We start from the raw sequence: 22,882 nt of genomic DNA, 5'->3' as shown, positions 1-22,882 counted from the left end.
AATCGACGGTCAACATGATCAACAGGTGCGACCCGGGACCGACCGGTGCCGTGGCCCCGGACGGGATCCGGTGACCCCCGGTGCGACGCCCCGGCCCTGAACACGGCTCCCCGGTACCGCCGGGGCGGAGATTAGGCGGGTCGCCGGCACGGGACCTGCCGGCGACCCAGGGCGGCCCGCGCGTCAGGAACGGGGGACCTGACGCGGGCGAAGCCGCGTACCCAACGGTACGCCGACGACCCCCGATCCGCCGACCCCCTCCGGGCGACGAGCGACGAGCGGCAGCCGGCGAGCGGCAGGCGGCGGACGTCCCTCCGCGCTGCTACCGGTGGCACACGGCGCGCAGTCACGCGGTCCCGTTCGCGGACGCCGGAGGTGTCCGTGGTCACCACCTGCCGGTCCGCCCGCCGGTCCCGGCCCGGCCACCGGGAGGCTCGGAGTCTGGAATCGGCCCTGACCGGCGAGGTGGCAGTCGTGCCCGAGCTTCTCACTGACGTCGCATCGCCCCTGGTGGCGTACCTCTTGCTGATGGGCCTGCTGGTCGCGGACGCCTTCGTGCCGGTCATCCCGACCCAGGCGGTCATGATCACCGGAGGCGCCCTCACCGTGGTGGGCGGGCTCAGCCTGCCGTGGACCATCGGTGTCGGGGCGCTCGGCGTCTTCGTCGGCGACCTGGCCTGCTACCTGCTCGGCCGCAGCGCCCCCGACCGGCGACCGGCCCGGCACGTGGCACCCGGTCGGGCCCGTCGGGTCGCCGGGCGGGTCACCCGGGGGCTGCGCCGCCCCGGACCGCTGACCATCCTGCTCTGCCGGTTCGTACCCGGCGGCCGGATGGCGGCCTGCTTCTCCGCCGGCCGCAGCCGCTACCCCTACCGGCTGTTCCTCTGCTACGAGGCGCTGGCGGCCGTGGGCTGGGCGGGTTACGGGGCCACGGTCGGCCACCTCGGCGGCACCGCGCTCACCGGATCGGCCTGGCGGCTGGGGCTGGTCGCGGCAGCGGCGGCGGTCGGGTTCGGGGCGGCCGGCTGGACGATGACCCTGCTCAGCTCCCGCGCCGCCAGCAGGGGAACCGCCACCGACCTGACCGCGTCCACCCCGAACCCACCATGATCACCTGATCCCGCCGACGTCACGGAACCCGGCCCGCTCCGACACCACCGGACCGGCGGCGTGCGCCGAGCCACCGGCGGGGGTGTGCCGAGCCCCGTCACCGGGTCATTCGAGTTCGTGCAGCATGAGCTGGCGGGCCGCCTCGGTGATCGAACCGGACAGGCTCGGATAGATGGTGATGGTCTGGGCCAGCTCGTTGACGGTGAGGTTGTTCTCGATCGCCATCGTGATCGGCAGGATCAGCTCGCTGGCCTTCGGGGCCACCACCACCCCGCCGACCACCTGGCCGGTGGACGGGCGGCAGAACAGCTTGACGAAGCCGTCCGCCAGGTCGTCCATCTTCGCGCGGGCGTTACCGGTCAGCGGCAGCATCACCTGGCGGGCCAGGGTCCGGCCGGCGTCCGCCTCGTCCTGGGAGACGCCGACGGTGGCCAGCTCCGGGTCGGTGAAGACGTTCGCGGCCACGGTCCGCAGCCGCAGCGGCCGGACCGCCTCACCGAGGGCGTGCCACATCGCGATCCGGCCCTGCATGGCGGCGACGCTGGCCAGCGGCAGGACGCCGGTGCAGTCGCCGGCGGCGTAGATGCCGGGGACGTTGGTCCGCGACACCCGGTCGACCGTGACGTAGCCGCCCTTGGCCAGCTCGACGCCGTACTCGGCCAGGCCGAGGCCGGCGGTGTTCGGGATCGAGCCGACGGCGATCAGGGCGTGCGAACCGGCCACCACCCGCCCGTCGGAGAGGACCACCTCCACCCCGTCGGCGGTACGCCGGACCGCGTCCGCCCGGGAGTTGTTGAGGATGCTCATGCCCCGGCTGCGGAACACCTGCTCGATGGCCATCGCCGCGTCGGCGTCCTCGTGCGGCATCACCCGGTCCCGGCTGGACACCAGGGTCACCTCGACCCCCATCGCCTGGTAGGCGCTGGCGAACTCGGCACCGGTCACACCGGACCCCACCACGATCAGGTGGGCGGGCAGCTCGGGCAGGTCGTACACCTGCCGCCAGGTGAGGATGCGCTCCCCGTCGGGCAGCGCGGTGGGCAACTGGCGCGGGGTGGCACCGGTGGCGACCAGCACGGTGGACGCGGCGATCGAGTACTCCCCGCCACCGTCGGCCGGGGTGACCACGACCCGGTGGGTGTGACCGAGGGTGTCCTCGCCGAGCCGGGCGGTGCCCGCGACGAAGGTCACCCCGGCCTTGATCAGCTTGGCGTGGATGTCGGCGGACTGGGCCAGGGCGAGCCGCTTGACCCGCTCGTGCACGGCACGGGCGTCGACCGTGACCGCCTCCAGGCCGTCGGAGTGGATGCCGAACTCCTCGGTGTCCCGGTAACCGGTCACCACCTCCGAGCTGGCGATGAAGGTCTTCGACGGGACGCAGTCGGACAGCACGCAGGCACCCCCCGCGCCCTCCGCCTCCACCACGGTGACGTCGGCGTCCAGCTGGGCGGCGACCAGGGCCGCCTCGTAGCCGGCCGGCCCCCCGCCGATGATCACGATGCGGCTCACAGCCCTCGACCTCTCTCGGTGTTCACAGTGACTTTCTTCTCCCGAACCCGTGCGACACGCACCGTCGTATTCTCCCCCACCCGTCCGTCGGGCTATCGTCATCGCCGTGCGTCACTACGCGGCCTACGGCTCAAACCTGGACCCCGCCCGGATGCGTGCCTACTGTCCGCATTCGCCGATGGTGGGTGTCGGCTGGCTGGAGGGATGGCGGCTGACCTTCGCGGGCGAGGACGTGATCGGCTGGGAGGGTTCGGTCAGCACCGTGGTCGAGTCCCCGGGTGACCGGGTCTTCGTGGCGCTGTACGACATCGACCCGTACGACGCCGCGCAGCTCGACGAGTTGGAGGGCGTCACCGCCGGCACGTACCGCAAGCTCACCGTGCGGGTCTCGACGCTGGACGGGGACGTGACCGCCTGGGTGTACGTCTTCGACGGCTACGAGGGCGGCCTGCCGACCGCCTGGTACCTGTCGGAGATCGCGAACGCCGCCGAGAAGGCGGGCGCACCCGACGACTACGTCTCCGAGCTGCGGTCCCGCCCCACCGGCACCGCCTCGGCGTAACGCGTTTCGCACCCGCCCAGTGTGCTACCGCGGCCGGTGCCGTCCGACGGCGACCCCGCCGGGTGTGCCGTGTCACCCCCGGGCGCGGGCCGGCACGCTCCGCTCGTACACGTCGGTCCACCGGCTCTCGCGCAGGCCCACGGACCGGTAGAGGGTGACCGGGGCGGTCGGGTTGGCCAGGTCGACGCCGAGCCCGGCATGGGCCCGGCCCTTGTCCGCATAGACCGCGAACGCCCGCCGCAGCAGCGCCGCCCCCACTCCGCGCCGCCGGTGGTCGGGCAGCACCGACAGGGTGCGAACCCAGCCCATGTCCTGGTCCACCGCCTGGTCGGACGAGTTGAGCGCGCCGGCCGGCTCACCGTCGACCTCGGCGACGAACCACTCGTCCCAGACCCGGCCGGCGTCGGTGAGCCGGTCCCGCCAGCCGGCGAAGCCGACCGGCTCGTAGTCCGGGGTGTCCCGGAAGGCGGTGTCGTGGATCCGGTGGAACAGCCGCAGGTCGGCCTCGTCACCGGCCCGCAGCGGGCGGACCGTCACCCCGGGCGGGGGCGGCGGCTCGGCCGGCAGGTCGGCCAGCGACCGGCTCATCCGCAGGTACCGCTTGACCCGGGTGAAACCGGCAGCGGTCAGCTCACCGGCCCAGCGGGTCTCCGGGGCGCAGACGGTGGCGCGGACGGTCAGCGCGGGTCGGCCCCGCTCGGCGGCCCGGACGGCGATCCGGTGCAGCATCCGGTCGAGCAGCGTGGCGCGCAGCGCCGCCGCCCGGTGCGGGTCGACGAAGACGTCCAGGGCCTCGCGACCCACCCCGGTCGGGTTGTCCACCAGCGCCCAGCCGACCACCCGCTGATCGGGATCGGTCAGCAGCCAGGAGTCGTGCTGCGGGTCGAAGAACGGCGCGGTCAGCGCGGCCCGGACGTCGTCGGCGTCGAAGTCGGGATGACCGATGGCGAACGTGTCGGCGGCGTGCACCACGGCGAGCAACGCGGGCACGTCGTCCAGGGTGGGGCGGCGGGCGGTCCAGCCGGCGGGGAGCGTCACGTCGCCGATCCTGGCAGCCCACCGCGCCGGCCGCCGCCGGTTTTCCGGCCGGCACCCACCGCGACCCCGCCGCACGCGGCGCCACCGGGTCAGGGGCGGCCGGCCGGGACAGCGCCGGATCCGGAGCCGCCGGCCGCGACGGGAGACCGGCGGGCTACCCGGCCGGGTCGGGCCGCAGTCCCGCCCGCAGGTCGCTGAGCAGCTCGATCAGCTCCCGCCCCTCGGCCGGGCGGAGCGCCCGGAAGCCGGTCGAGGCCAGCCGGTCGGTCACCGCCTCGGCCCACAGCCGACGCCGCACCAACGGCCCGATCGCCGGGTACGGCGGGGACCACCCACACGCCGCCGCCCCGCCCTCCCCCGCCGGACCGGCCAGTACCGCCTCCAGCGGTGTCATCCCGGCGGCCCGCACCGCGAGCAGGTACGCCCCGGCGAAGTACTCCCGCAGCAGCAGCAGCGCCGCGGCCGCGCGGGCACCGTCGGTGTGTTCCGGCAGCGGCATGGCCCGCCAGGCGGCGAAGAGCGGCATACCGGTCGCGTCGGCGGCGACCACCACCCGTTCCAGCAGGGCGGTCAGCCGGGGTGTGCCGGGCAGGCCGTCGAGGGTGGCGGTGCCCCACCGACAGCACTCGGTCAGGTGGGCGTTGGCCACCGTCAGCGGCCGGACCACCCGGACGGCGGTGTCCCACCCGTCGGCGACGGCCTCCGGGGCGAGGAAGCCCAGCGCCGCCGCCACCGTCTCGGCGTGGATGTCGCCCAGGGCGCCGGCCCGCCCGGTGACGTAGAACGCCCAACCGGACAGCCCCAGTTCCCTCGCCCGTTGCAGGGTCTCCGGGCTCCTGCTGAACAGTTCCCCCAGCTCCAGCACGGCGGGCTTGCTGCCGGCGGCGACCTGTTCCGGTGTCATCCCGACCACCCGTTGCACGTATTCATCGTGCTCAGTCTGCCTGGCCGCCGCCAGCCGTGGCGTCCTCCCCTTCGGCGTCCAGCGCCTCGATGGCCGCCTCGACCTCTCCGGTGCGGCGACGGGCCGCGACGTGGTTCCGTTCGGCCGCCCGGCGGGCCAGTCGCGCCCGGCCCAGCTCCTGCTCGGCGGCGGCCCGACGACGCTCCAGGTCGGCCAGCTCACGCTCGATCCGGTCGAGCGCGTCGACGCCCGTCCGCTCGGCCGTCGCCGCGCCGTCGCGCTCCCGTTCCGCCTGCCGCTGGGCGGCCCGGGCCGCCGCCAGCTCCCGCACCAGGGCACGGCGTCGTCGACCCCGTTCGGCCCGCACGGCCCGCGCCGCCTCCCGCTCGTCACGGGCCCGCCGGGCACCGCCACGGTCCGCCCCCCGCCCGGGTACGCCGCCAGACTCCGCCCCGCCGCCGGCGTCGGCCCCCACGTCGCCACCGCCGGCCTTCCTCCCGCCGCCGGTGGCCTGCGCCCCACCACCGGTGGCCTTCCTCCCCCCGCCGGTGTCCGCCGCGCCACCGCCGGTGACCAGGCGTAGTTGTGGACGGGGGACCTCACCGAAGCCGGAGTGGTGCACCGCCCTGAGCAGCCGACCGGAGCGCACCTGCTCGGCGACCCCGGGATCGGCGAGCGCCGCGTGCAGGGTCGCCTCCACCTCGGCCAGCGGCAGCCGGGCGGCCGGTGGCGCGTCGGGACGATCGGCGGCCAGCCGGCGTACCTCGGCGACCAGGGCGGCGACCAGCGCCCGCCGCTGCCCGGACAGCTCCCGCAACCGGGCCCCCTTCAGATCGCGCTGGGCGCCGCGCAGCGCCTCGGCGAGCGGCCCCAACTCGGCCACCAGGTCCGGACGGTCCAGGGCGAGCAGGTTCACCAGCCAGGCCGCCACGGTGGGCCGCCTCGACCGGGCCAGCCGTCGGACGGCGGCGGTGTCCCCGGACCGGCGGGCCTCGGCGGCGGCGGCCTCCCGGGCGGCGACGAACCGGGCGGGCGGGGTGCGGTAGAGCTGCCGGGTCAGCTCGGACTCGTCGGCGGCCACGGTTCACACGTCGATCCGGCTACCCGGTTCCAGCCGCTGGTAGTCGGTACGGGACAACGCGGCGTACTGCCGGTCGAGCACGCCGTACCCGTTGTCGTTGAGCATCGCGTCGTGCAGGGCGTACGCCCGGCGGGGGGCGACCGCCCGGATGAAGTCGACCACCTCGGAGAACTTCGACCAGGGGGCGTGGATCGGGGCGAAGAGCGTCTCCACCGCCACGTCCTCGGGGACGTGCAACGCGTCGCCGGGGTGGTAGACGGTCCCGTCGAACAGGTAGCCGATGTTCTCCACCACCGGGATGTCCGGGTGGATGACGGCGTGCCGGCCGCCGACGGCGCGTACCGGGACACCGGCGGCGGTGAAGGTGTCACCCGGGGTGACCGGGACCAGTGCCGCCGCCGCGTCGCCGAGCACGGCGGCGAGCGCGGCGGGCCCGTACACCGGGACGGGTTCCCGGTCCAGCCGTCGGGTCAGCGCGGCCACGTCCAGGTGGTCGGGGTGTTCGTGGGTGACCAGCACCGCGTCCGCCCCGTCCAGCGCCGCCGGGTCGCTGAACCCGCCCGGGTCGACGACCAGCACCGCCCCGTCGCGTTCGAGCCGGAGGCAGGAGTGCGCGTACTTGGTGAGCCGCATCGTGATTCCTCGCTTATCGAATCGTGATGTCCTCAGCGCAGTCTGCCGGAACCGGGGCGGCCCCGTGCCGCGTCCGAACTATCGCCTGAGGAACCGGGGCGACGACGACGGGAGCGGGGATGACACTGAGGACAGCGACCGGCGGGGCACGCGCGCTCGCCGCGATCGGGTTGGCGGCGCTGCTGCTGGCCGGGTGCGGGGCTGCCGACCGGGGCAGGGACTCGGCCGACTCCGGCGGGGCGGCACCGGTCGAGAAGGCACCGGCGCTGGGAGCCCCGGGCGGCGCGGCGCCGGACCGCCCGGCGGGGTCGGGGCAGGCCGGTGCCGGTGCCCCGGACCTGCGGGTCGACCAGCGGGCGATCATCTACACCGGAACGATGCGGGTGCAGGTGGACGACGTGGAGGGCGCGGCCCGTCGGGCGGTGGACGCGGTCACCGCCGCCGGCGGGTTCGTCGGCGGGGACCAGCGCCGCAGTGCCGACGCGTCCGCCCAGGCGGAACTGGAACTGCGGGTGCCGGCGGCGAAGTTCGCTCCGCTCGTCGACGAGCTGGCCGGGTTCGGTCGGCAGCAGCGCCGCGAGATCCGTACCCAGGACGTCACCGAGGAGACCGTCGACCTGGACGCCCGGATCACCACCCAGCGCGCCCGGGTGGACAGCGCCCGCCGGCTGCTGGCCCGGGCCAACACGGTGGCGGAGCTGGTCTCGCTGGAGAACGAGGTGACCCGCCGGGAGGCGGACCTGGCCTCGCTGGAGGCGAAGAAGCGTCGGCTGGCCGACCTGACCGCGCTCTCCACGGTCACGGTGACCTTCGTGGGGCGGGACGCCTCGACGGCCGACGAGGAGGAGGCGGACCGGACCGGCTTCATGGTGGGTCTGCGCGGCGGCTGGACGGTCTTCCTCGCCTCGATGGGCGTGCTGCTGACCGTGCTCGGCGCGTTGCTGCCCTGGCTGCTGCTCATCGGGGTGCCGGTGACCGCGCTGGTGGTGGTGCTGCGGCGGCGACGCCGTCGGCGGCAGCCCCCGCCGCCGGTGGGACCGGTCGGTGGGGGCCGGCCGCCGGCTCCTACCGGACCGCCGCCAGTGCCCGCAACGCGGTCTGCACCATGAGCCGCACCCCGACCGGGACGGCCCGCTCGTCGACGTCGAAGGACGCCCGGTGCAGGTCGACGGTGGGGCCGCCGGCCCGGCCGACGCCGAGCCGGGCGAGCGCGCCGGGAACGTGTTCGAGATACCAGGAGAAGTCCTCGCCACCCATGCTCTGCGGCGTCTCCGCGATCCCCTCCGGCCCGAGGGCGGCGGCGGTGGCGGCGGTGAGGACGTCGATGGCGCGGGCGTCGTTGCTGACCGGTGGACGACCGCGCAGGTACTCCAGGTCGACGGTGGCACCGGTGGGCGCGATGACGTCCTGGACGACCTGAGCGACGATCTTGGGAGCCCGTTCCCACGTGTCGCGGTCCATCACCCGCAGGGTGCCGGCCGCGCTCGCCTCGGACGGGATGACGTTGTACCGGGTGCCGGCCGAGGCGTGGCCGAACACCAGCAGCAGGCCGCTGTTGGCCGGCACCCGGCGGGCGACCAGGGCCGGGACCTCGGTGACCAGCCGGCCGAGCGCGTCGACCAGGTCGACGGTCAGGTGCGGACGGGCGGTGTGCCCACCCGGCCCGGTGAGCCGCACGGTGACGTTGTCGGCCGCCGCGGTGATCGGGCCGACCCGCAGCCCCACCTTGCCCACCGGCTGGTTGGGGTCGCAGTGCAGGGCGAAGATCTGCACCACGTCCGCCAGGCCGCCGGCCTCGATGACCTCCAGCGACCCGCAGGGCAGGATCTCCTCCGCCGGCTGGAAGATGAGCCGGACCCGGCCGTCGAGCTGGCCGGCGTCGGCGAGCTGGGCCAGCAGCATCCCGACGCCGAGCAGCACGGTCGTGTGTACGTCGTGGCCGCAGGCGTGGCAGACCCCGTCCACCGTGGAGCGGTAGGGGACGTCCTTCACGTCGGTCAGCGGCAGCGCGTCGATGTCGGCGCGGAGCGCGACGACCGGGCCGTCGGGGCGGCCGTCGATGTCGCAGATCACCCCGTTGCCCTTGGGGAGCAGCCGGGGGTGCAGCCCGGCGAGGGTCAGCTCCCGGGCGATCAGCGCCGCGGTCTCGAACTCCTCCCCGGAGAGTTCCGGGTGGGAGTGGAGGTGGCGGCGGGTGGCGATCAGGCCGGGCACCCGCACCGCGAGCAGGTGGTCCAGGTCGTGGGGCAGGGGCTGCGACCCGGGCGGTGCCTCCGGCCAGGACGACGCCAGCAGGCTGCCCTCGGGCAGCGTCAACGCACTCGTCACGTCGAATTCTCGATCACTAGAAATGGATGGATCATCGGGGCGGACAGCAGACAGCCTAGACCTCCGACGGTGACGCTGCGCAACCTCGTTACCGTAGCGATCAGACCGCGCAGCGTCACGTAATCCCTGGTGGGAGGGGTCGAATATCTGCCGGACAGCAGGTAGATCGCGGTCGGACGCCGTCATCTGCCCCCCACCTCCTACAACGCGTAACCGATTGGGCGGTCGCGAAATCGGCGTCGACCCGGGCCGTCATACCCGAATTGTCGCATTAGCGGCCCCCACTGACCGCCGGTCGGACAACTAGCCGACGTCCCTGGGTGAGCGCGCGGTTCCCGACCGTGGCACGGCCCCCCTGAGCATGCCCGGACATGCTGTCCGTCCCGATCACCCGTTCAGGTCTACCCAGCGGCCCCGGACGTCACGCCCCCGCGGGCAGGGACACCGCCCGGCCGGGCGGCCCGACGTACGGCGTACCCGCCGGCCGTCACCGACCGTAGCTCCCCACCGACGGCCCCGCGACCCCGTGAGCCCCCGCCGTGCCCCGACGTCGACCCCTACCCACCGGCGGATCAGAAGCGGTCGCTCGGGCGGTACGTCCCCCAGACCTGGCGCAGCGTCCCGCATACCTCACCCACGGTGGCCCGGGCCCGCAGGGCCTCCCGCATCGGGTAGAGCACGTTCCCGTCGCCCTCGGCGGTGGTCCGCAGCTCGGCGAGGGCGCGCTCGACCGCCGCCCCGTCCCGCCCGGCCCGCAGCCGGGCCAGGCGCTCCGCCTGCGCCACCTCGATCGCCGGGTCCACCCGCAGCGGCTCGTACGGCTCCTCGGTGTCCACCTGGAACCGGTTCAGCCCGACCACCACCCGCTCCCCCGTGTCGACCTGCTGGGCGAACCGGTACGCGGACTGCTCGATCTCCCGCTTCTGGAACCCCGCCTCGATGGCGTCCACCGCCGAACCGTGGTCGAAGACCCGGTCCATCAGGCCGTTCACCGCCGCCTCGATCTCCGCGGTCATCGCCTCCACCACGTACGACCCGGCGAACGGATCGACGGTGGCGGTCAGGTCGGTCTCGTAGGCCAGCACCTGCTGGGTGCGCAGGGCCAGCCGGGCGGCCTTCTCGGTGGGCAGCGCGATCGCCTCGTCGAAGCTGTTGGTGTGCAGCGACTGGGTGCCGCCGAGCACCGCGCCGAGCCCCTGGATCGCCACCCGGACCAGGTTGACCTCGGGCTGCTGGGCGGTGAGCTGCACCCCCGCCGTCTGGGTGTGGAACCGCAGCATCATCGACTTCGGATCCTTCGCGCCGAAGTCGTCGCGCATCAGCCGGGCCCAGATCCGTCGGGCGGCACGGAACTTCGCCACCTCCTCCAGCAGCGTCGTCCGGGCGACGAAGAAGAACGACAGCCGGGGGGCGAAGTCGTCCACCGCCAGCCCGGCGGCCAGCGCGGCCCGGACGTACTCCACCCCGTTGGCCAGGGTGAAGGCGATCTCCTGCGCGGGCGTCGCACCGGCCTCCGCCATGTGGTAGCCGGAGATGGAGATGGTGTTCCACTTCGGCACCTCCCCGCGGCAGTACGCGAAGGTGTCGGCCACCAGCCGCAGCGAGGGCTTCGGCGGGAAGATGTACGTCCCCCGGGCGATGTACTCCTTGAGGATGTCGTTCTGGATGGTGCCGTTGAGCGCCGAGCCCGGCAGGCCGTTCTCCTCGGCGACGAGCTGGTAGAGCAGCAGCAGCACCGAGCCGGGCGCGTTGATGGTCATCGAGGTGGACACCCTGTCCAGCGGGATGCCGGCGAAGAGCAGCCGCATGTCCTCGATGGAGTCAATCGCCACCCCGACCTTGCCCACCTCACCGTGCGCGACGGCGTCGTCGGAGTCGTACCCCATCTGGGTGGGCAGGTCGAAGGCGACCGACAGGCCCATCGTGCCGGCCTCCAGCAGCTGGTGGTAGCGCGCGTTGGACTCGGTGGCGGTGCCGAAGCCGGCGTACTGCCGCATCGTCCACGGCCGGGAGGTGTACATCGTCGGGTAGACCCCCCGGGTGTACGGGTACCCGCCGGGCTCGCCGAGCCGGGAGTCCAGCTCCGGGGGGAGGTCGGCGGCCGTGTAGACGCCCTTGATGGGGAACCCCGACTCGCTAGCCCGCGCATCGCTCATCCACGGATGGTAGGACGCACGGCGGTCGTCGGCGTGGTGACCGATGCCGCACATCTCGGTTCGGCATCGGTCGACGGGAGGTGAACGGCCAGGTACACACGGTTCGACGGCACGGTCGGTACCGTCGGTCAGGACAAAGGTCCGCCGCGTCGGGTTTCGCATCGGGCGTCGGAACCAGCAAGATAGAGAGGTTGTGTCCCAGCCCCCTCGACTTTCCCGGTGGCTTTTCTGTGACTCAGATCCCGACGTGGAGCGGCGGACCAGTGAGTCCCTCCAACGGACGCGCGGCACCCGGCACCATCATCGGTGGCCGGTACTCACTGCGCTCCTCGGTGGGCAACGGCGGCATGGGCACGGTCTGGCGGGCGACAGACACCCTGCTGCGACGTGACGTGGCGGTCAAGGAGGTGGTCCTGCCTCCGGGGCTGGCCCCCAGCGACCGGGACGCGATGTACGAACGCACCCTGCGCGAGGCGCGCGCCGCCGCCGCGATCCAGCACCCGGCCGTGGTCCAGGTGTACGACGTGGTCACCGAGGGTGGCCGACCGTGGATCGTGATGGAGCTGCTGGACGCCCGCAGCCTCGCCGACATGGTGATCGAGGACGGCCCGGTGGCCGGCCGGGCGGTCGCCAAGATCGGCATCGCGCTGCTCGGCGCGCTGGAGGTCGCGCACGCCAACGGGGTGCTGCACCGCGACGTCAAGCCGGCGAACGTGCTGATCTGCACCGACGGCCGCTGCGTGCTGACCGACTTCGGGGTGGCCCGGATGCCCACCGACGTCCAGCTCACCACCCCCGGGATGGTGCTCGGCTCACCGCACTTCATCTCCCCCGAGCGCGCCATGGGGCAGGATTTCGGCCCGCCCAGTGACCTGTTCTCGCTGGGGGTGACGCTCTACACGGCCGTCGAGGGTCGACCGCCGTTCGACAAGGGCGACCCGATCGAGACCATGCACGCGGTGGTCGAGGATCCGCCGGCCACCCCGCAGCGCAGCGGCCCGCTGACCCGGGTGCTGATGGGCCTGCTGGAGAAGGACCCGGCCCGTCGGCTGGACGTGCACACCGCCCGCGCGATGCTGCGCGAGCTCCTCGCCGGCCCGTTGACCAGCACGGCGACCGCGGTCAACTCGGTCACCGACCCGTACGCGGTGGTGCCGGTGCAGCGTCCCTCGACGCTGCCGGCCGTGGCCGCTCCGCCGGCCGAGCCGAAGTCGGGCGGACAGATCGGCGGCCGGGCGATGCTGGCCGCCGGCGAGTCGTTGACCGACCGGCTGGCGAAGCTGCGCCGGGGTGAACGGCCCAAGCCGGTGGTCACCTCCGCCGCCGCCCTCGACGACACCAGCGCCGACGCGCTCGCCGGCCCGCTGCACACCCCGACCGGCGCGATGCCGGCACCGGGCGGGTCCACCGCCGACGCACTGCCCACCCGACCGACCGCCGGGACGTACGGCACCACCCAGGCCACCCAGCGGATCACCCCGGGCGGCGCACCGGAGGCCACCCAGCGGATCGGCGGCACCCCCGACGCCACCCAGCGCATCGGCGGGCACCCGGACGCCACCCAGCGCATCGGCACGGGCACCGGGCCGGCCCGGCCCGCCTACGGGGCGGCCGAGCCGACCCAGGCCATCTACGGCGGCGGGAGCGTCGAGCCGACCCAGCCCGTGTACGGCGGGCAGTGGTCCATCCCGGGCACCGGTCAGTCGTGGACGTCGCCACCCCCACCGCCGGGCGACGCCGACGGCGGCGCACTCGGCCGGGCGAAGGGCGCCGGCGGTCGACTCGTCGGCACGGTGCGGGGCTGGCCGCGCCGGCTCCAGCTCGCGGCGGCCGGTGGCCTGGCCGTGGTGCTGCTGATCGGCGCGGTCGCGCTGTTCGGTGGCGGCGACCCGGAGCCGACCCCGCCCCCGCAGGCCGGCCCGAGCACGCCGGCCGCCGGTGGCGGCGCGCTGCCACCGATGCAGGAGCACAGCGCCCGGGGCATCCGGGTGAACGTGCCGAAGGGCTGGCAGAAGGCGACCGGCGGGGTCTACATCGACTACGTCGACCCGCAGGACAAGGGGCGCAAGGTGCGCATCCTCACCGAGAAGTTCGGCGGCTCCTCGACCCGGTGGGCCGAGGTCGCCGAGAACGGCCTGCAGAACCGGACGAGTTCCTGCCCCAAGCCCTACGAGCAGGTGGCGATGGGTGAGAAGGACCTGGCCGGAAAGTCGGCCGCCGAGCTCGAGTACACCTGTGGCGAGGGCGACGACAAGCGGCACGGCGTGTGGCGCGGGGTGGTGCACGAGGGGAAGGTCTACTCGTTCTACCTCTCCGCCACCGATGCCAAGTTCACCGAGAGCCGGCCGATCTTCGACGAGATGGTCAAGTCGTTCCAGCTCACCGGGTCCAGCTGAGCCGACCGGGCGTGGCGGTCCCGGCCGACCGGGCGTGGTGGTCCGCCGCCGTGCTATCAAGAGGCAATGGCGGCGGAAAGCACTGACCTCGACCGGATCCGTGACCAGGCTCGGCGCTGGCTCGACGACGACCCCGACCCGGCCAGCCGGGACGAGCTGCGGGCCGTGCTCGACCGGCTGCCGGCCAGCGCGCCGGAGCTGGCCGACCGGTTCGCCGGCCCGCTGACCTTCGGCACGGCCGGGCTGCGCGGCCCGTTGCGGGCCGGCCCGAACGGCATGAACCTCGCGGTGGTCACCCGGGCGGCGGCCGGGCTGGTCGGCTGGCTCGCCGCCGAGGGCGGTGAGGGCCCGCTGGTGATCGGGTACGACGCCCGCCACGGTTCCCGGGCGTTCGCCGAGCGCACCGCCCAGGTCGCCACCGGCGCGGGCCGACCCGCGCTGCTGCTGCCCCGGCCACTGCCCACCCCGGTGCTGGCGTACGCGGTGCGCAGGCTCGACGGGGTGGCCGGGGTGATGGTGACGGCCAGCCACAATCCGCCACAGGACAACGGCTACAAGGTCTATCTGGGTGCCGGGCTCGGTGGGGCGCTCGGCGCGGGTGCGCAGATCGTGCCGCCGGCCGACGCCGGCATCGAGGCGGCCATCCGTGCGGTCGGTCCGCTGGCGCAGGTGCCGCTGGGGCCGCCCGGCCAGGTGCTCGGCGACGACCTGGTCGCCGCGTACGTGGAGCGGGCCGTCGCGGTGATCGACCCGGGCGGGCCGCGCGACCTGCGGGTGGCGTACACCCCGTTGCACGGAGTGGGCGCGGCGGTGCTGACCGCGACCTTCGCGCGGGCCGGTTTCCCGGTGCCCGGGGTGGTGCCCGACCAGGCCGAGCCGGATCCGGCGTTCCCGACGGTCAGCTTCCCCAATCCGGAGGAGCCCGGCGCGGTGGACCGGCTGGTGGCCCTCGCCGGGGCCACCGACGCCGACCTGGCGATCGCCAACGACCCGGACGCCGACCGCTGCGCGGTGGTGGTGCGGGAGCCGTCGGCCGCGACGGGCTGGCGGATGCTGCGCGGGGACGAGGTGGGGGTGCTGCTCGCCGACCACCTGATGCGGCGTGGCGTGGACGGCCTGTACGCCACCACGATCGTGTCGTCGTCGCTGCTCCGGGCGATGTGCACCGCCCGGGGCCGGGCGTACGACGAGACGTTGACCGGGTTCAAGTGGATCGTCCGGGCCGGGGGTGGGACACCCCCGCTGGCGTACGGCTACGAGGAGGCGCTCGGCTACTGCGTGGCCCCCGGGCACGTGCGGGACAAGGACGGCATCACCGCCGCGCTGACCGTCGCCGAGCTGGCCGCCGGGCTGAAGGCGCAGGGGCGCACCCTGACCGACCGGCTGGACGAGTTGGCCGCCGAGTTCGGCGTGCACCACACCGACCAGCTCTCGGTCCGGGTGGACGACCTGCGGATCATCGCCGCCGCGATGGCCCGGGTGCGCGCGACCACCCCGACCACGCTGCTCGGTGCGCCGGTCACCGGGGCGCAGGACCTGCTGCCCGACGCCGACGTGGTGATCCTGCGGACCGCCACCGCCCGGGTGGTGATCCGTCCCTCGGGGACCGAGCCGAAGCTCAAGGCGTACCTGGAGGTGGTGGAGCCGGTCGCGGACGGGGACGTGCCGGCGGCCCGGACGCGCGCGGCGGCGGCGCTCACCACGCTACGCGCCGAGGTCGCCGCCGCCCTCGGCATCTGACCTCCGCCCGCCCCGCGCCCCACCGCATGCAGCGCGAGCGCCCCACTACGTTCCTCGCCGCGCGTCACACTGCATGATCAACGCAATTTCATTGTTGTAGTGGCATCCATCCCGCTCGGAGGCCACTACAACAATGAAATTGCGCGCTTCCCCCGCAACCCGCACTCGGGCGGGCGGGCGAATTGGCGGTGAGGGCGGCGGCGGGTACCGATCCGCCACGACCGATGGGTGCCGGTCACCCGCAACCGGTGGGGATCGATCACGTCGAACCGCCACGCCCACCGAATGTCACCCGGTGTCACCTCTTGCTGGCAAAGCGTTCGCGCGATTAGCATCAGCGCATCACTCTCACCATTTATCCGACGCCATCGGGGTGCTTTCTCCGTGCTGTTGCATAGGCGGCGGACCGTTGTTTCATTCTGGACGGAAAGGTGTTGCACGTTGCGTGAAACAAACAGTTCGACAGTGCCGCGACGGCAGCTCGGCAGGCTGCTCACCCAATTGCGGGAGGACGCCCGGCTGAGCATCGAAGCAGCGGCCGGGGAGCTGGACTGCTCACGACAGAAGCTCTGGCGCATCGAGCGGGGCCTCACGCCGGCCAAGATGCCGGACGTCCGGGTGCTCTGCGACCTGTACCGGGCCACCCCCGACCAGACGAGCGTGCTGCTGGGGCTGGCCGAGGTGAGTCGGGCCGAGGGGTGGTGGCACGCCCACGGGAGCGCCGTGCCGGCCTGGTTCTCGCTCTACGTCGGCCTGGAGAACGTCGCCAGCAGCATTCGCTACTACAACGCCGAGCTGGTGCCGGGGTTGTTGCAGACTCCCGGCTACGCCACCGCGCTCTTCCAGCACAACCGGCCCGAACTGGGCGAGGATGAGCGGAGCAAGATCGTCAGCCTTCGCATCCAGCGGCAGGGGCTGCTGGCCCGGCGACTTCCACCGGCCCCCACGCTGACGGTGATCCTCAGCGAGGCGGTGCTGCGCCGCCCGGTGCCGGGCCGGTCGGTGATGGCCGACCAGCTCCGGCACCTGCTGGCCGTCGGCGAGCGGCACAACATCACCGTCCGGGTGCTGCCGCTGGCCGCCGGGCCACCGCTGGCCGCCGAGGCCGGCACCTTCGTGCTGCTCGACTTCCCACCCTCGGCACTCGGCAACCCGAGCGAGCCACCGACCGTCTACGTCGAAGGGCTCACCGGCGCGCTCTACCTCGACCAGCCGGCGGAGATCGCCGCCTACGAAAGGGTATGGAAGGGGCTGGATTCCCTCGCCCTCGACGCGGGACAATCGGCCGAGCTGATCGATGCGATCCGGGGAGAATGCCATGAGTGACCTGACCGGCGCCCGCTGGCGCACCAGCACCCGCAGCGGCACCAACGGCGGCGAGTGCGTCGAGGTGGCCGACAACCTCCCCGGCATCATCGGCATCCGGGACAGCAAGGACCCGACCGGCCCGGCCCTCACCGTCCCACCCGCCGCCTGGTCCGCCTTCGTCACCGACCTCAAGGCCCACCGGCTCACCTACTGACGGCGGTCCGGCCCACTGGCGGCGGTCCGGTCAGCCCACGGTGCGCCTGCTGATCCCGGCCCGCACGCCCTGCGCACCGGGACCGCCGCTGCCCTCGCCCTCTCACACCCCCGCACGCACTCCGCGCGGCATGATCAACTCAGTTTCCTGGTTGTAGTGGCATACGAGCGGGGTGGATGCCACTACAACCAGGAAACTGCGAGGCTCCCGGGTGACCCGTCGGGGCCGCGTGTGGCGGAGGCTCCCGGGTGATCCGTCGGGGCCGCGTGTGGCGGCGGCCAGGATCAGCCGACCGCGCGCTTGCCGAGGGCCTGGTCGACGGCCTGCCCGAGGGCGGTGACCACCAGGGCCACCGACGGGCGGACCACCGACTCCTCCAGGCTGATCGTGCCGGAGAAGCCGGCCCCACCGGCGATCTCCTCCAGCCGCCGCCGGGCGTCCTGCGCGGCGGTGCCGGTCAGGCCGAGCGCCGGTTCCATCCGCAGCACCGCCACCAGGGTGGCCAGCGCCGCCGTCCGCTCGTCGGGGAGCTGCTCGCCGGCCAGCGCCTCGGCCAGCCGCCGCCGGCTGTCCTGCTCCACCGAGGGGTCCGTGGTCGGGTAGCGGTGCACCACGATGAAGTCCAGCTCGGTCTCCTCGACGTCGCGCACCACCCCCCGGTCGACCAGGTCACCGAGGATCCGGTCGCGCAGGCCGTGCCGCAACCGCTGCACCCAGGACGACGGGCTGTGCGGGGTGTCGGCGGCCAGCCGGCCCAGCACCCCGTCCAGGATCGGCTCGCCGACCGGCGTCGGGTCGGTCACCGCCAGGTTCCCGTCGACGTACGCGATCCGGCCGGCGAGGGCCAACTCGACCAGGACGGCGGCGGCCATCCCCAGGTCGAGACCGATCCTGGGCATGGTCGCCTTGCCGGACTCATCGTCATACGCGAGAAGCAACAACTCCTCGGCCAGCGCAACACCAGTCATGGCCCGAGACGGTAGCGCCTGAACGCACACCGCGCTCCCCGACTCGCTCTCCGTGGGAAGGCGACCCCGCCGGCCGACCGCACCGCTCCTCCGCGAACCGCCGACCGGCCGGGTGTTCCCGCAGGTCAGGCCGGTGCGTGCCGGCCAGAGCGGTGCGTGCGGGCCAGGGCGGTGCGGGCCAGGGCGGTGCGTGCCGGCCGGAGCGGGGCTGCCGGCCAGAGCGGGGCTGCCGGCCAGAGCGGTGCGTGCGGGCCAGGGCGGTGCGTGCCGGCCGGAGCGGGGCTGCCGGTCAGAAGCGGGGCATGCCGCCGAACTGGCGGTCACCGGCGTCGCCGAGCCCCGGGACGATGAACATGTTGTCGTTCAGCCCCTCGTCGATCGACGCGGTGACCAGTCGCAGCGGCAACCCCGACCGCTCCAGGCGGGCGATGCCGACCGGGGCGGCGAGCACGCAGAGCACGGTGATGTCGGTGCAGCCCCGGTCGGCGAGCAGCCGGCAGCAGTGCTCCAGCGAACCGCCGGTGGCCAGCATCGGGTCCAGCACCAGCACCGGTAGCCCGGCCAGGTCCCGGGGCAGCGACTCCATGTAGGCGCGCGGCTCGTACGTCTTCTCGTCGCGGGCCAGGCCGACGAAGCCCATCGACGACTCCGGCAGCAGCCCGAGCGCCGCGTCGGCCATCCCGAGGCCGGCCCGCAGCACCGGCACCAGCAACGGCGGGTTCGCCAGCCGGGTGCCCTCGGCCCCGGTGACCGGCGTCCGCACCGGGTACTTCTCGACCGGGAAGGTGCGCGCGGCCTCGTACACCAGCATGGTGGTGAGTTCGTGCAGCGCGGCCCGGAACGACGACGAGTCGGTCCGGGCGTCCCGCATGGCGGTCAGCCGCGACTGGGCGAGCGGGTGGTCAATGACGTGTACGTCCACGATCGCCCAACCTACCGGTCCGGCCCCGCCGGCAGTACGGGTGCGCGGCGGGCGGCGGCGCGGCTCACCCGCGCCCGAAGGGCCGGACCGCCCCGCCCGTAGCCGACCGTGGCGTCCCCGCCCACCGGACCCTGCGGCGGTGTCCGGGCCGACGGCCACCCCGACCGGGGCTGCTGTGACCAGGATCACCCGACGCGCGGCTGCGTAGTATTCGGGTCATGACGGCGACAACGACGTCGGCCCGGTCGGACCTCTCCGAGCTGGGACGATCCGAGACCACGCTGCGGTCCTTCCTGCACGGCCTGCCCGGGGTGGACCAGGTCGGCGTGGAACAGCGGGCGGCGCAGCTCGGCACCCGCTCGATCAAGACCACCGCCAAGGCGCAGGCGATCGACCTGGCCATCCGGATGGTCGACCTGACCACCCTGGAGGGGGCCGACACCCCGGGCAAGGTCCGCGCCCTGGCCGCCAAGGCGCTCCGCCCGGATCCGGCCGACCCGACCTGCCCGCACGTCGGTGCGGTCTGCGTCTACCCGGCGATGGTGCCGCACGTCGCCGAGGTGCTGCGCGGCAGCGCCGTGCACCTGGCCAGCGTGGCGACCGCGTTCCCGTCCGGCCAGGCCCCGTTGGACGTCAAGCTCGCCGACACCCGGGCGGCCGTCGCCGCCGGGGCCGACGAGATCGACATGGTGATCAACCGGGGCGCGTTCCTGGCCGGCCGCTATGCCGAGGTCTACGACGAGATCAGGGCGGTCAAGGAGGCCTGCGGCTCTGCCGACGGCGGTCCGGCGGCCCACCTCAAGGTGATCCTGGAGACCGGCGAGCTGGCCACCTACGACAACGTCCGGCGGGCCTCCTGGCTGGCGATGCTGGCCGGCGGCGACTTCATCAAGACCTCCACCGGCAAGGTCCCGGTCGCCGCCACCCTGCCGGTGACCCTGGTGATGCTGGAGGCGGTCCGCGACTTCCGGGCCACCACCGGGCGGCAGGTCGGCGTCAAGCCGGCCGGCGGGATCAAGACCACCAAGGACGCGATCAAGTACCTGGTCATGGTCAACGAGACCGTCGGCGGCGACTGGCTGAGCCCGGACTGGTTCCGGTTCGGCGCGTCCAGCCTGCTCAACGACCTGCTGATGCAGCGCACCAAGCTGACGACCGGCGCCTACCCCGGTCCCGACTACTTCACCCTGGACTGAGCATGATGTTCGAGTACGCCCCTGCGCCCGAGTCGCGCGCGATCGTCGACATCAGGTCGTCCTACGGCCTGTTCATCGACGGCAGATTCGTCGACGGCGAGAGCCTCGACAAGACGGTCAACCCGGCCACCGAGGAGGTGCTCGCCGAGGTCACCTGGGCCGGGGCGCAGGACGTCGACCGGGCGGTCCGCGCCGCCCGCAAGGCGTACGACAAGGTCTGGGGTCCGATGCCGGGCCGGGACCGGGCCAAGTACCTGTACCGGATCGCCCGGATCATCCAGGAACGCTCCCGGGAACTGGCGGTGCTGGAGTCGCTGGACAACGGCAAGCCGATCCGCGAGTCCCGGGACGTCGACCTGCCGCTGGTCGCCGCGCACTTCTTCTACTACGCCGGCTGGGCCGACAAGCTGTCGTACGCCGGATTCGGCGGGAGGCCGACGAGCCGGCACGGCGGCGCGGACCCGCAGCCGCTCGGGGTGGCCGCGCAGGTCATCCCGTGGAACTTCCCGCTGCTCATGCTGGCCTGGAAGGTCGCCCCGGCGCTGGCCGCCGGCAACACGGTGGTGCTCAAGCCCGCCGAGACCACCCCGCTGACCGCGCTGCTGTTCGCCGAGATCTGCCAGCAGGCCGACCTGCCGCCCGGCGTGGTCAACATCGTCACCGGCGCGGGCGACACCGGCCGTGCCCTGGTGGAGCACCCGGGCGTGGACAAGGTCGCCTTCACCGGCTCCACCGAGGTCGGCAAGGCCATCGCCCGGTCGGTGGCCGGCACCCGCAAGAAGGTCACCCTGGAACTGGGCGGCAAGGCCGCCAACATCGTCTACGACGACGCGCCGGTCGACCAGGCCGTCGAGGGGATCGTCAACGGCATCTTCTTCAACCAGGGCCACGTCTGCTGCGCCGGCTCCCGGCTGCTGGTCCAGGAGAACGTCGCCGAGCAGGTGCTCGACGCGCTCAAGCGACGGATGGCGCTGCTACGGGTCGGCGACCCGCTGGACAAGAACACCGACGTCGGGGCGATCAACTCGGCCGCCCAGCTCGCCCGGATCCGGGAGCTGTCCGACGCCGGGGCGGCCGAGGGCGCGCAGCGCTGGTCGCCGCCGTGCGAGCTGCCCGACCGGGGGTTCTGGTTCGCGCCGACCATCTTCACCGGGGTCACCCAGGCGCACCGGGTCGCCCGCGAGGAGATCTTCGGCCCGGTGCTGGCCGTGCTGACCTTCCGCACCCCGGCCGAGGCGGTGGAGAAGGCCAACAACACGCCGTACGGGCTGTCGGCCGGGATCTGGACCGACAAGGGTTCCCGCATCCTGTGGACCGCCGACCGGCTGCGCGCCGGGGTGGTGTGGGCCAACACGTTCAACAAGTTCGACCCGACCTCGCCGTTCGGCGGCTACAAGGAGTCGGGCTACGGCCGCGAGGGCGGCCGGCACGGGCTGGAGGCGTACCTCAATGTCTGAGCGGGTCGCGGTACGCAAGACGTACAAGCTCTTCATCGGCGGGAAGTTCCCGCGCAGCGAGTCGGGACGGTCGTATCTCGTGCAGGACTCGAACGTGTCACTGGCCTCCCGCAAGGACGCGCGGGACGCCGTGGTCGCCGCCCGCGCCGCCGTCAAGGGCTGGGCCGGCGCGACCGCGTACAACCGGGGTCAGATCCTCTACCGCGTCGCCGAGATGCTGGAGGGCCGCCGCGAGCAGTTCGTGGCGCTCGGCGTCCCCGGCGACGAGGTGGACGCGGCCGTCGACCGTTGGGTCTGGTACGCCGGCTGGGCCGACAAGCTCCCCCAGGTGTACGGCGGCGCGAACCCGGTCGCCGGGCCGTACTTCAACCTGTCCGCGCCCGAGCCGACCGGGGTGGTGGCCGTGGTGGCCCCCGAGTCCCCGGCGCTGCTCGGCCTGGTCAGCGTGATCGCCCCGGCCATCGTCACCGGCAACACGGTGGTGGTGGCGGCCTCCCCGGCGGCCCCGCTGGCGGCGGTGACCCTGGCCGAGGTGCTGGCCACCTCGGACCTGCCCGGCGGGGTGGTCAACCTGCTCACCGGCCGGATCACCGAGACCGCGCCGACGCTGGCCGCGCACCTGGACGTCAACGCGATCGACCTGGCCGGGGTGACCGGTACCGAGCTGGCGACCGACCTGGAGGCCAGGGCGGCGGAGAACCTCAAGCGGGTGCTCCGACCGGTCCCGGCCGACCACGACTGGACGGGCGACCCGGGCCTTTCCCGGATGACCGCGCTGCTGGAGACCAAGACGGTCTGGCACCCCAAGGGCACGTGACCGGCCGGGTCGGGTGCCGGTCGGCAGCCCGCCGGGACGTCCGACAGCCGGTCGTACTACCAGGGGTAGGATTGCCGGGTGACTCGGTTGGGCGATCTTGAGCGGGCGGTGATGGACGTGCTCTGGGACGTGGTCCCGGGCACGTCGGACGGGGTGACCGTGCGCGAGGTCGCCGAGGCGCTGGACGGGCGCGAGCTGGCGTACACGACGGTGATGACCGTGCTGGACCGGCTCGCCGGCAAGGGCATGGTGCAGCGCAGACGCGAGGGGCGGGCCTGGCGCTACCGGGCCGCCGCCAGCCGCGAGGCGCACATCGCCCAGCTCATGCTCGACGCGCTGGACCTCGGCGGCAGCCGGGACGCCGCGCTGGTGCGCTTCGCCCGCTCGGTGACCGGCACCGAGGCCGAGGTGCTGCGGGCGGCGCTCGGCGCGGAGGCGGGGCTGACCGGGCCGGCGTCGGCCGGGTCGACCGACCAGTTCGTGGAACCCCGTACCGGCCGGGCCAGGGTCGCCGACGAGGCGACGGACCGGTAGGGCGGCCAC

20 protein-coding genes are annotated in these 22,882 nt (G+C 73.7%); 11 read left to right on the top strand and 9 right to left on the bottom strand.

Annotated elements, in window-relative coordinates:
• The first annotated feature begins 474 nt into the window (after positions 1-474).
• Positions 475-1,110: a DedA family protein gene (locus tag O7612_RS05250; RefSeq protein WP_282270938.1), complete on the top strand. Its 636-nt coding sequence runs from the start codon at positions 475-477 to the stop codon at positions 1,108-1,110.
• 105 nt (positions 1,111-1,215) lie between these two features.
• On the opposite strand, the gene O7612_RS05245 is transcribed toward O7612_RS05250, so the two are convergent.
• A complete protein-coding gene (locus O7612_RS05245; protein ID WP_282270936.1) occupies positions 1,216-2,619 on the bottom strand; it encodes an NAD(P)H-quinone dehydrogenase in 1,404 nt (467 codons plus the stop codon).
• Positions 2,620-2,725: 106 nt separating this feature from the next.
• Here O7612_RS05245 and O7612_RS05240 point away from each other — a divergent pair, with 106 nt between their 5' ends.
• A complete protein-coding gene (locus tag O7612_RS05240; RefSeq protein WP_067304651.1) occupies positions 2,726-3,181 on the top strand; it encodes a gamma-glutamylcyclotransferase in 456 nt (151 codons plus the stop codon).
• Between the two features lie 72 nt (positions 3,182-3,253).
• On the opposite strand, the gene O7612_RS05235 is transcribed toward O7612_RS05240, so the two are convergent.
• The 4 genes from O7612_RS05235 to O7612_RS05220 all read right to left on the bottom strand — a co-directional run bounded on the left by O7612_RS05235 (position 3,254) and on the right by O7612_RS05220 (position 6,837).
• Positions 3,254-4,219 (bottom strand): GNAT family N-acetyltransferase, encoded by a 966-nt coding sequence (locus tag O7612_RS05235; protein ID WP_282270934.1) that lies wholly within the window; start codon positions 4,217-4,219, stop codon positions 3,254-3,256.
• 154 nt (positions 4,220-4,373) lie between these two features.
• A complete protein-coding gene (locus O7612_RS05230) occupies positions 4,374-5,123 on the bottom strand; it encodes a hypothetical protein (RefSeq protein WP_282270932.1) in 750 nt (249 codons plus the stop codon).
• Between the two features lie 31 nt (positions 5,124-5,154).
• The gene (locus O7612_RS05225) at positions 5,155-6,204 is read right to left on the bottom strand and encodes a hypothetical protein (protein WP_282270930.1); all 1,050 of its coding nucleotides are present in this window, start codon (positions 6,202-6,204) and stop codon (positions 5,155-5,157) included.
• A gap of 3 nt (positions 6,205-6,207) precedes the next feature.
• On the bottom strand, positions 6,208-6,837 hold the full coding sequence (locus O7612_RS05220) for an MBL fold metallo-hydrolase (RefSeq protein ID WP_282270928.1): 630 nt from the start codon (positions 6,835-6,837) through the stop codon (positions 6,208-6,210).
• Between the two features lie 119 nt (positions 6,838-6,956).
• Here O7612_RS05220 and O7612_RS05215 point away from each other — a divergent pair, with 119 nt between their 5' ends.
• Entirely contained in the window at positions 6,957-7,946 is a 990-nt protein-coding gene (locus O7612_RS05215) for a DUF4349 domain-containing protein (RefSeq protein WP_282270926.1), read from the top strand.
• Here O7612_RS05215 and O7612_RS05210 read toward each other — a convergent pair.
• Positions 7,903-9,165, bottom strand: a complete 1,263-nt coding sequence (locus O7612_RS05210) for an amidohydrolase (RefSeq protein WP_282270924.1) — start codon at positions 9,163-9,165, stop codon at positions 7,903-7,905. The genes O7612_RS05215 and O7612_RS05210 overlap by 44 nt on opposite strands.
• Before the next feature lie 572 nt (positions 9,166-9,737).
• Positions 9,738-11,321, bottom strand: coding sequence for a methylmalonyl-CoA mutase family protein (locus tag O7612_RS05205; RefSeq protein WP_282270922.1), 1,584 nt, complete (start codon positions 11,319-11,321; stop codon positions 9,738-9,740).
• 230 nt (positions 11,322-11,551) lie between these two features.
• On the opposite strand from O7612_RS05205, the gene O7612_RS05200 reads away from it, so the two are divergent.
• The 4 genes from O7612_RS05200 to O7612_RS05185 all read left to right on the top strand — a co-directional run bounded on the left by O7612_RS05200 (position 11,552) and on the right by O7612_RS05185 (position 16,979).
• Positions 11,552-13,717 carry a protein kinase gene (locus tag O7612_RS05200; RefSeq protein WP_282270921.1) on the top strand — a complete coding sequence of 722 codons (2,166 nt, stop codon included), beginning with the start codon at positions 11,552-11,554 and terminating at the stop codon, positions 13,715-13,717.
• 66 nt (positions 13,718-13,783) lie between these two features.
• Positions 13,784-15,457, top strand: a complete 1,674-nt coding sequence (locus O7612_RS05195) for a phospho-sugar mutase (RefSeq protein WP_282270919.1) — start codon at positions 13,784-13,786, stop codon at positions 15,455-15,457.
• Between the two features lie 465 nt (positions 15,458-15,922).
• Positions 15,923-16,783: a helix-turn-helix transcriptional regulator gene (locus O7612_RS05190; protein ID WP_282270917.1), complete on the top strand. Its 861-nt coding sequence runs from the start codon at positions 15,923-15,925 to the stop codon at positions 16,781-16,783.
• Positions 16,776-16,979, top strand: a complete 204-nt coding sequence (locus tag O7612_RS05185) for a DUF397 domain-containing protein (RefSeq protein WP_282270916.1) — start codon at positions 16,776-16,778, stop codon at positions 16,977-16,979. The genes O7612_RS05190 and O7612_RS05185 overlap by 8 nt, the downstream gene beginning before the upstream one ends.
• A gap of 284 nt (positions 16,980-17,263) precedes the next feature.
• Here O7612_RS05185 and O7612_RS05180 read toward each other — a convergent pair whose 3' ends face one another.
• Together O7612_RS05180 and upp are read right to left on the bottom strand one after the other, a co-directional pair.
• Positions 17,264-17,947, bottom strand: coding sequence for a GPP34 family phosphoprotein (locus O7612_RS05180; protein ID WP_282270915.1), 684 nt, complete (start codon positions 17,945-17,947; stop codon positions 17,264-17,266).
• A gap of 289 nt (positions 17,948-18,236) precedes the next feature.
• Positions 18,237-18,869 (bottom strand): uracil phosphoribosyltransferase, encoded by a 633-nt coding sequence (gene upp, locus O7612_RS05175; protein WP_282270914.1) that lies wholly within the window; start codon positions 18,867-18,869, stop codon positions 18,237-18,239.
• Positions 18,870-19,087: 218 nt separating this feature from the next.
• Between upp and deoC the strand changes: the two genes are divergently transcribed.
• From deoC to O7612_RS05155, 4 genes are all read left to right on the top strand, one after another.
• The gene (gene deoC, locus O7612_RS05170; RefSeq protein WP_282270913.1) at positions 19,088-20,065 is read left to right on the top strand and encodes a deoxyribose-phosphate aldolase; all 978 of its coding nucleotides are present in this window, start codon (positions 19,088-19,090) and stop codon (positions 20,063-20,065) included.
• 5 nt (positions 20,066-20,070) lie between these two features.
• On the top strand, positions 20,071-21,522 hold the full coding sequence (locus tag O7612_RS05165; RefSeq protein WP_282273807.1) for an aldehyde dehydrogenase family protein: 1,452 nt from the start codon (positions 20,071-20,073) through the stop codon (positions 21,520-21,522).
• A complete protein-coding gene (locus O7612_RS05160) occupies positions 21,515-22,339 on the top strand; it encodes an aldehyde dehydrogenase family protein (RefSeq protein WP_282270912.1) in 825 nt (274 codons plus the stop codon). The genes O7612_RS05165 and O7612_RS05160 overlap by 8 nt, the downstream gene beginning before the upstream one ends.
• Before the next feature lie 78 nt (positions 22,340-22,417).
• Positions 22,418-22,873, top strand: coding sequence for a BlaI/MecI/CopY family transcriptional regulator (locus O7612_RS05155; RefSeq protein ID WP_067304691.1), 456 nt, complete (start codon positions 22,418-22,420; stop codon positions 22,871-22,873).
• Positions 22,874-22,882: the final 9 nt, after the last annotated feature.

The organism is Micromonospora sp. WMMD987 (genome assembly GCF_029581435.1).
Classification (GTDB): Bacteria; Actinomycetota; Actinomycetes; order Mycobacteriales; family Micromonosporaceae; genus Micromonospora; species Micromonospora rifamycinica.
The sequence above is the reverse complement of the archived record's forward strand: the minus strand, read 5'-3'. Positions and strand labels throughout refer to the sequence as shown.

Excerpts from the sequence above, each read along its gene's own strand:
- O7612_RS05230 (WP_282270932.1), bottom strand. The coding sequence starts at position 5,123 with ATGACACCGGAACAGGTCGCCGCCGGCAGCAAGCCCGCCGTGCTGGAG.
- O7612_RS05220 (WP_282270928.1), bottom strand. The coding sequence starts at position 6,837 with ATGCGGCTCACCAAGTACGCGCACTCCTGCCTCCGGCTCGAACGCGAC.
- O7612_RS05215 (WP_282270926.1), top strand. The coding sequence starts at position 6,957 with ATGACACTGAGGACAGCGACCGGCGGGGCACGCGCGCTCGCCGCGATC.
- O7612_RS05205 (WP_282270922.1), bottom strand. The coding sequence starts at position 11,321 with ATGAGCGATGCGCGGGCTAGCGAGTCGGGGTTCCCCATCAAGGGCGTC.
- O7612_RS05195 (WP_282270919.1), top strand. The coding sequence starts at position 13,784 with ATGGCGGCGGAAAGCACTGACCTCGACCGGATCCGTGACCAGGCTCGG.
- O7612_RS05185 (WP_282270916.1), top strand. The coding sequence starts at position 16,776 with ATGAGTGACCTGACCGGCGCCCGCTGGCGCACCAGCACCCGCAGCGGC.
- O7612_RS05180 (WP_282270915.1), bottom strand. The coding sequence starts at position 17,947 with ATGACTGGTGTTGCGCTGGCCGAGGAGTTGTTGCTTCTCGCGTATGAC.
- deoC (WP_282270913.1), top strand. The coding sequence starts at position 19,088 with ATGACGGCGACAACGACGTCGGCCCGGTCGGACCTCTCCGAGCTGGGA.
- O7612_RS05165 (WP_282273807.1), top strand. The coding sequence starts at position 20,071 with ATGTTCGAGTACGCCCCTGCGCCCGAGTCGCGCGCGATCGTCGACATC.
- O7612_RS05160 (WP_282270912.1), top strand. The coding sequence starts at position 21,515 with ATGTCTGAGCGGGTCGCGGTACGCAAGACGTACAAGCTCTTCATCGGC.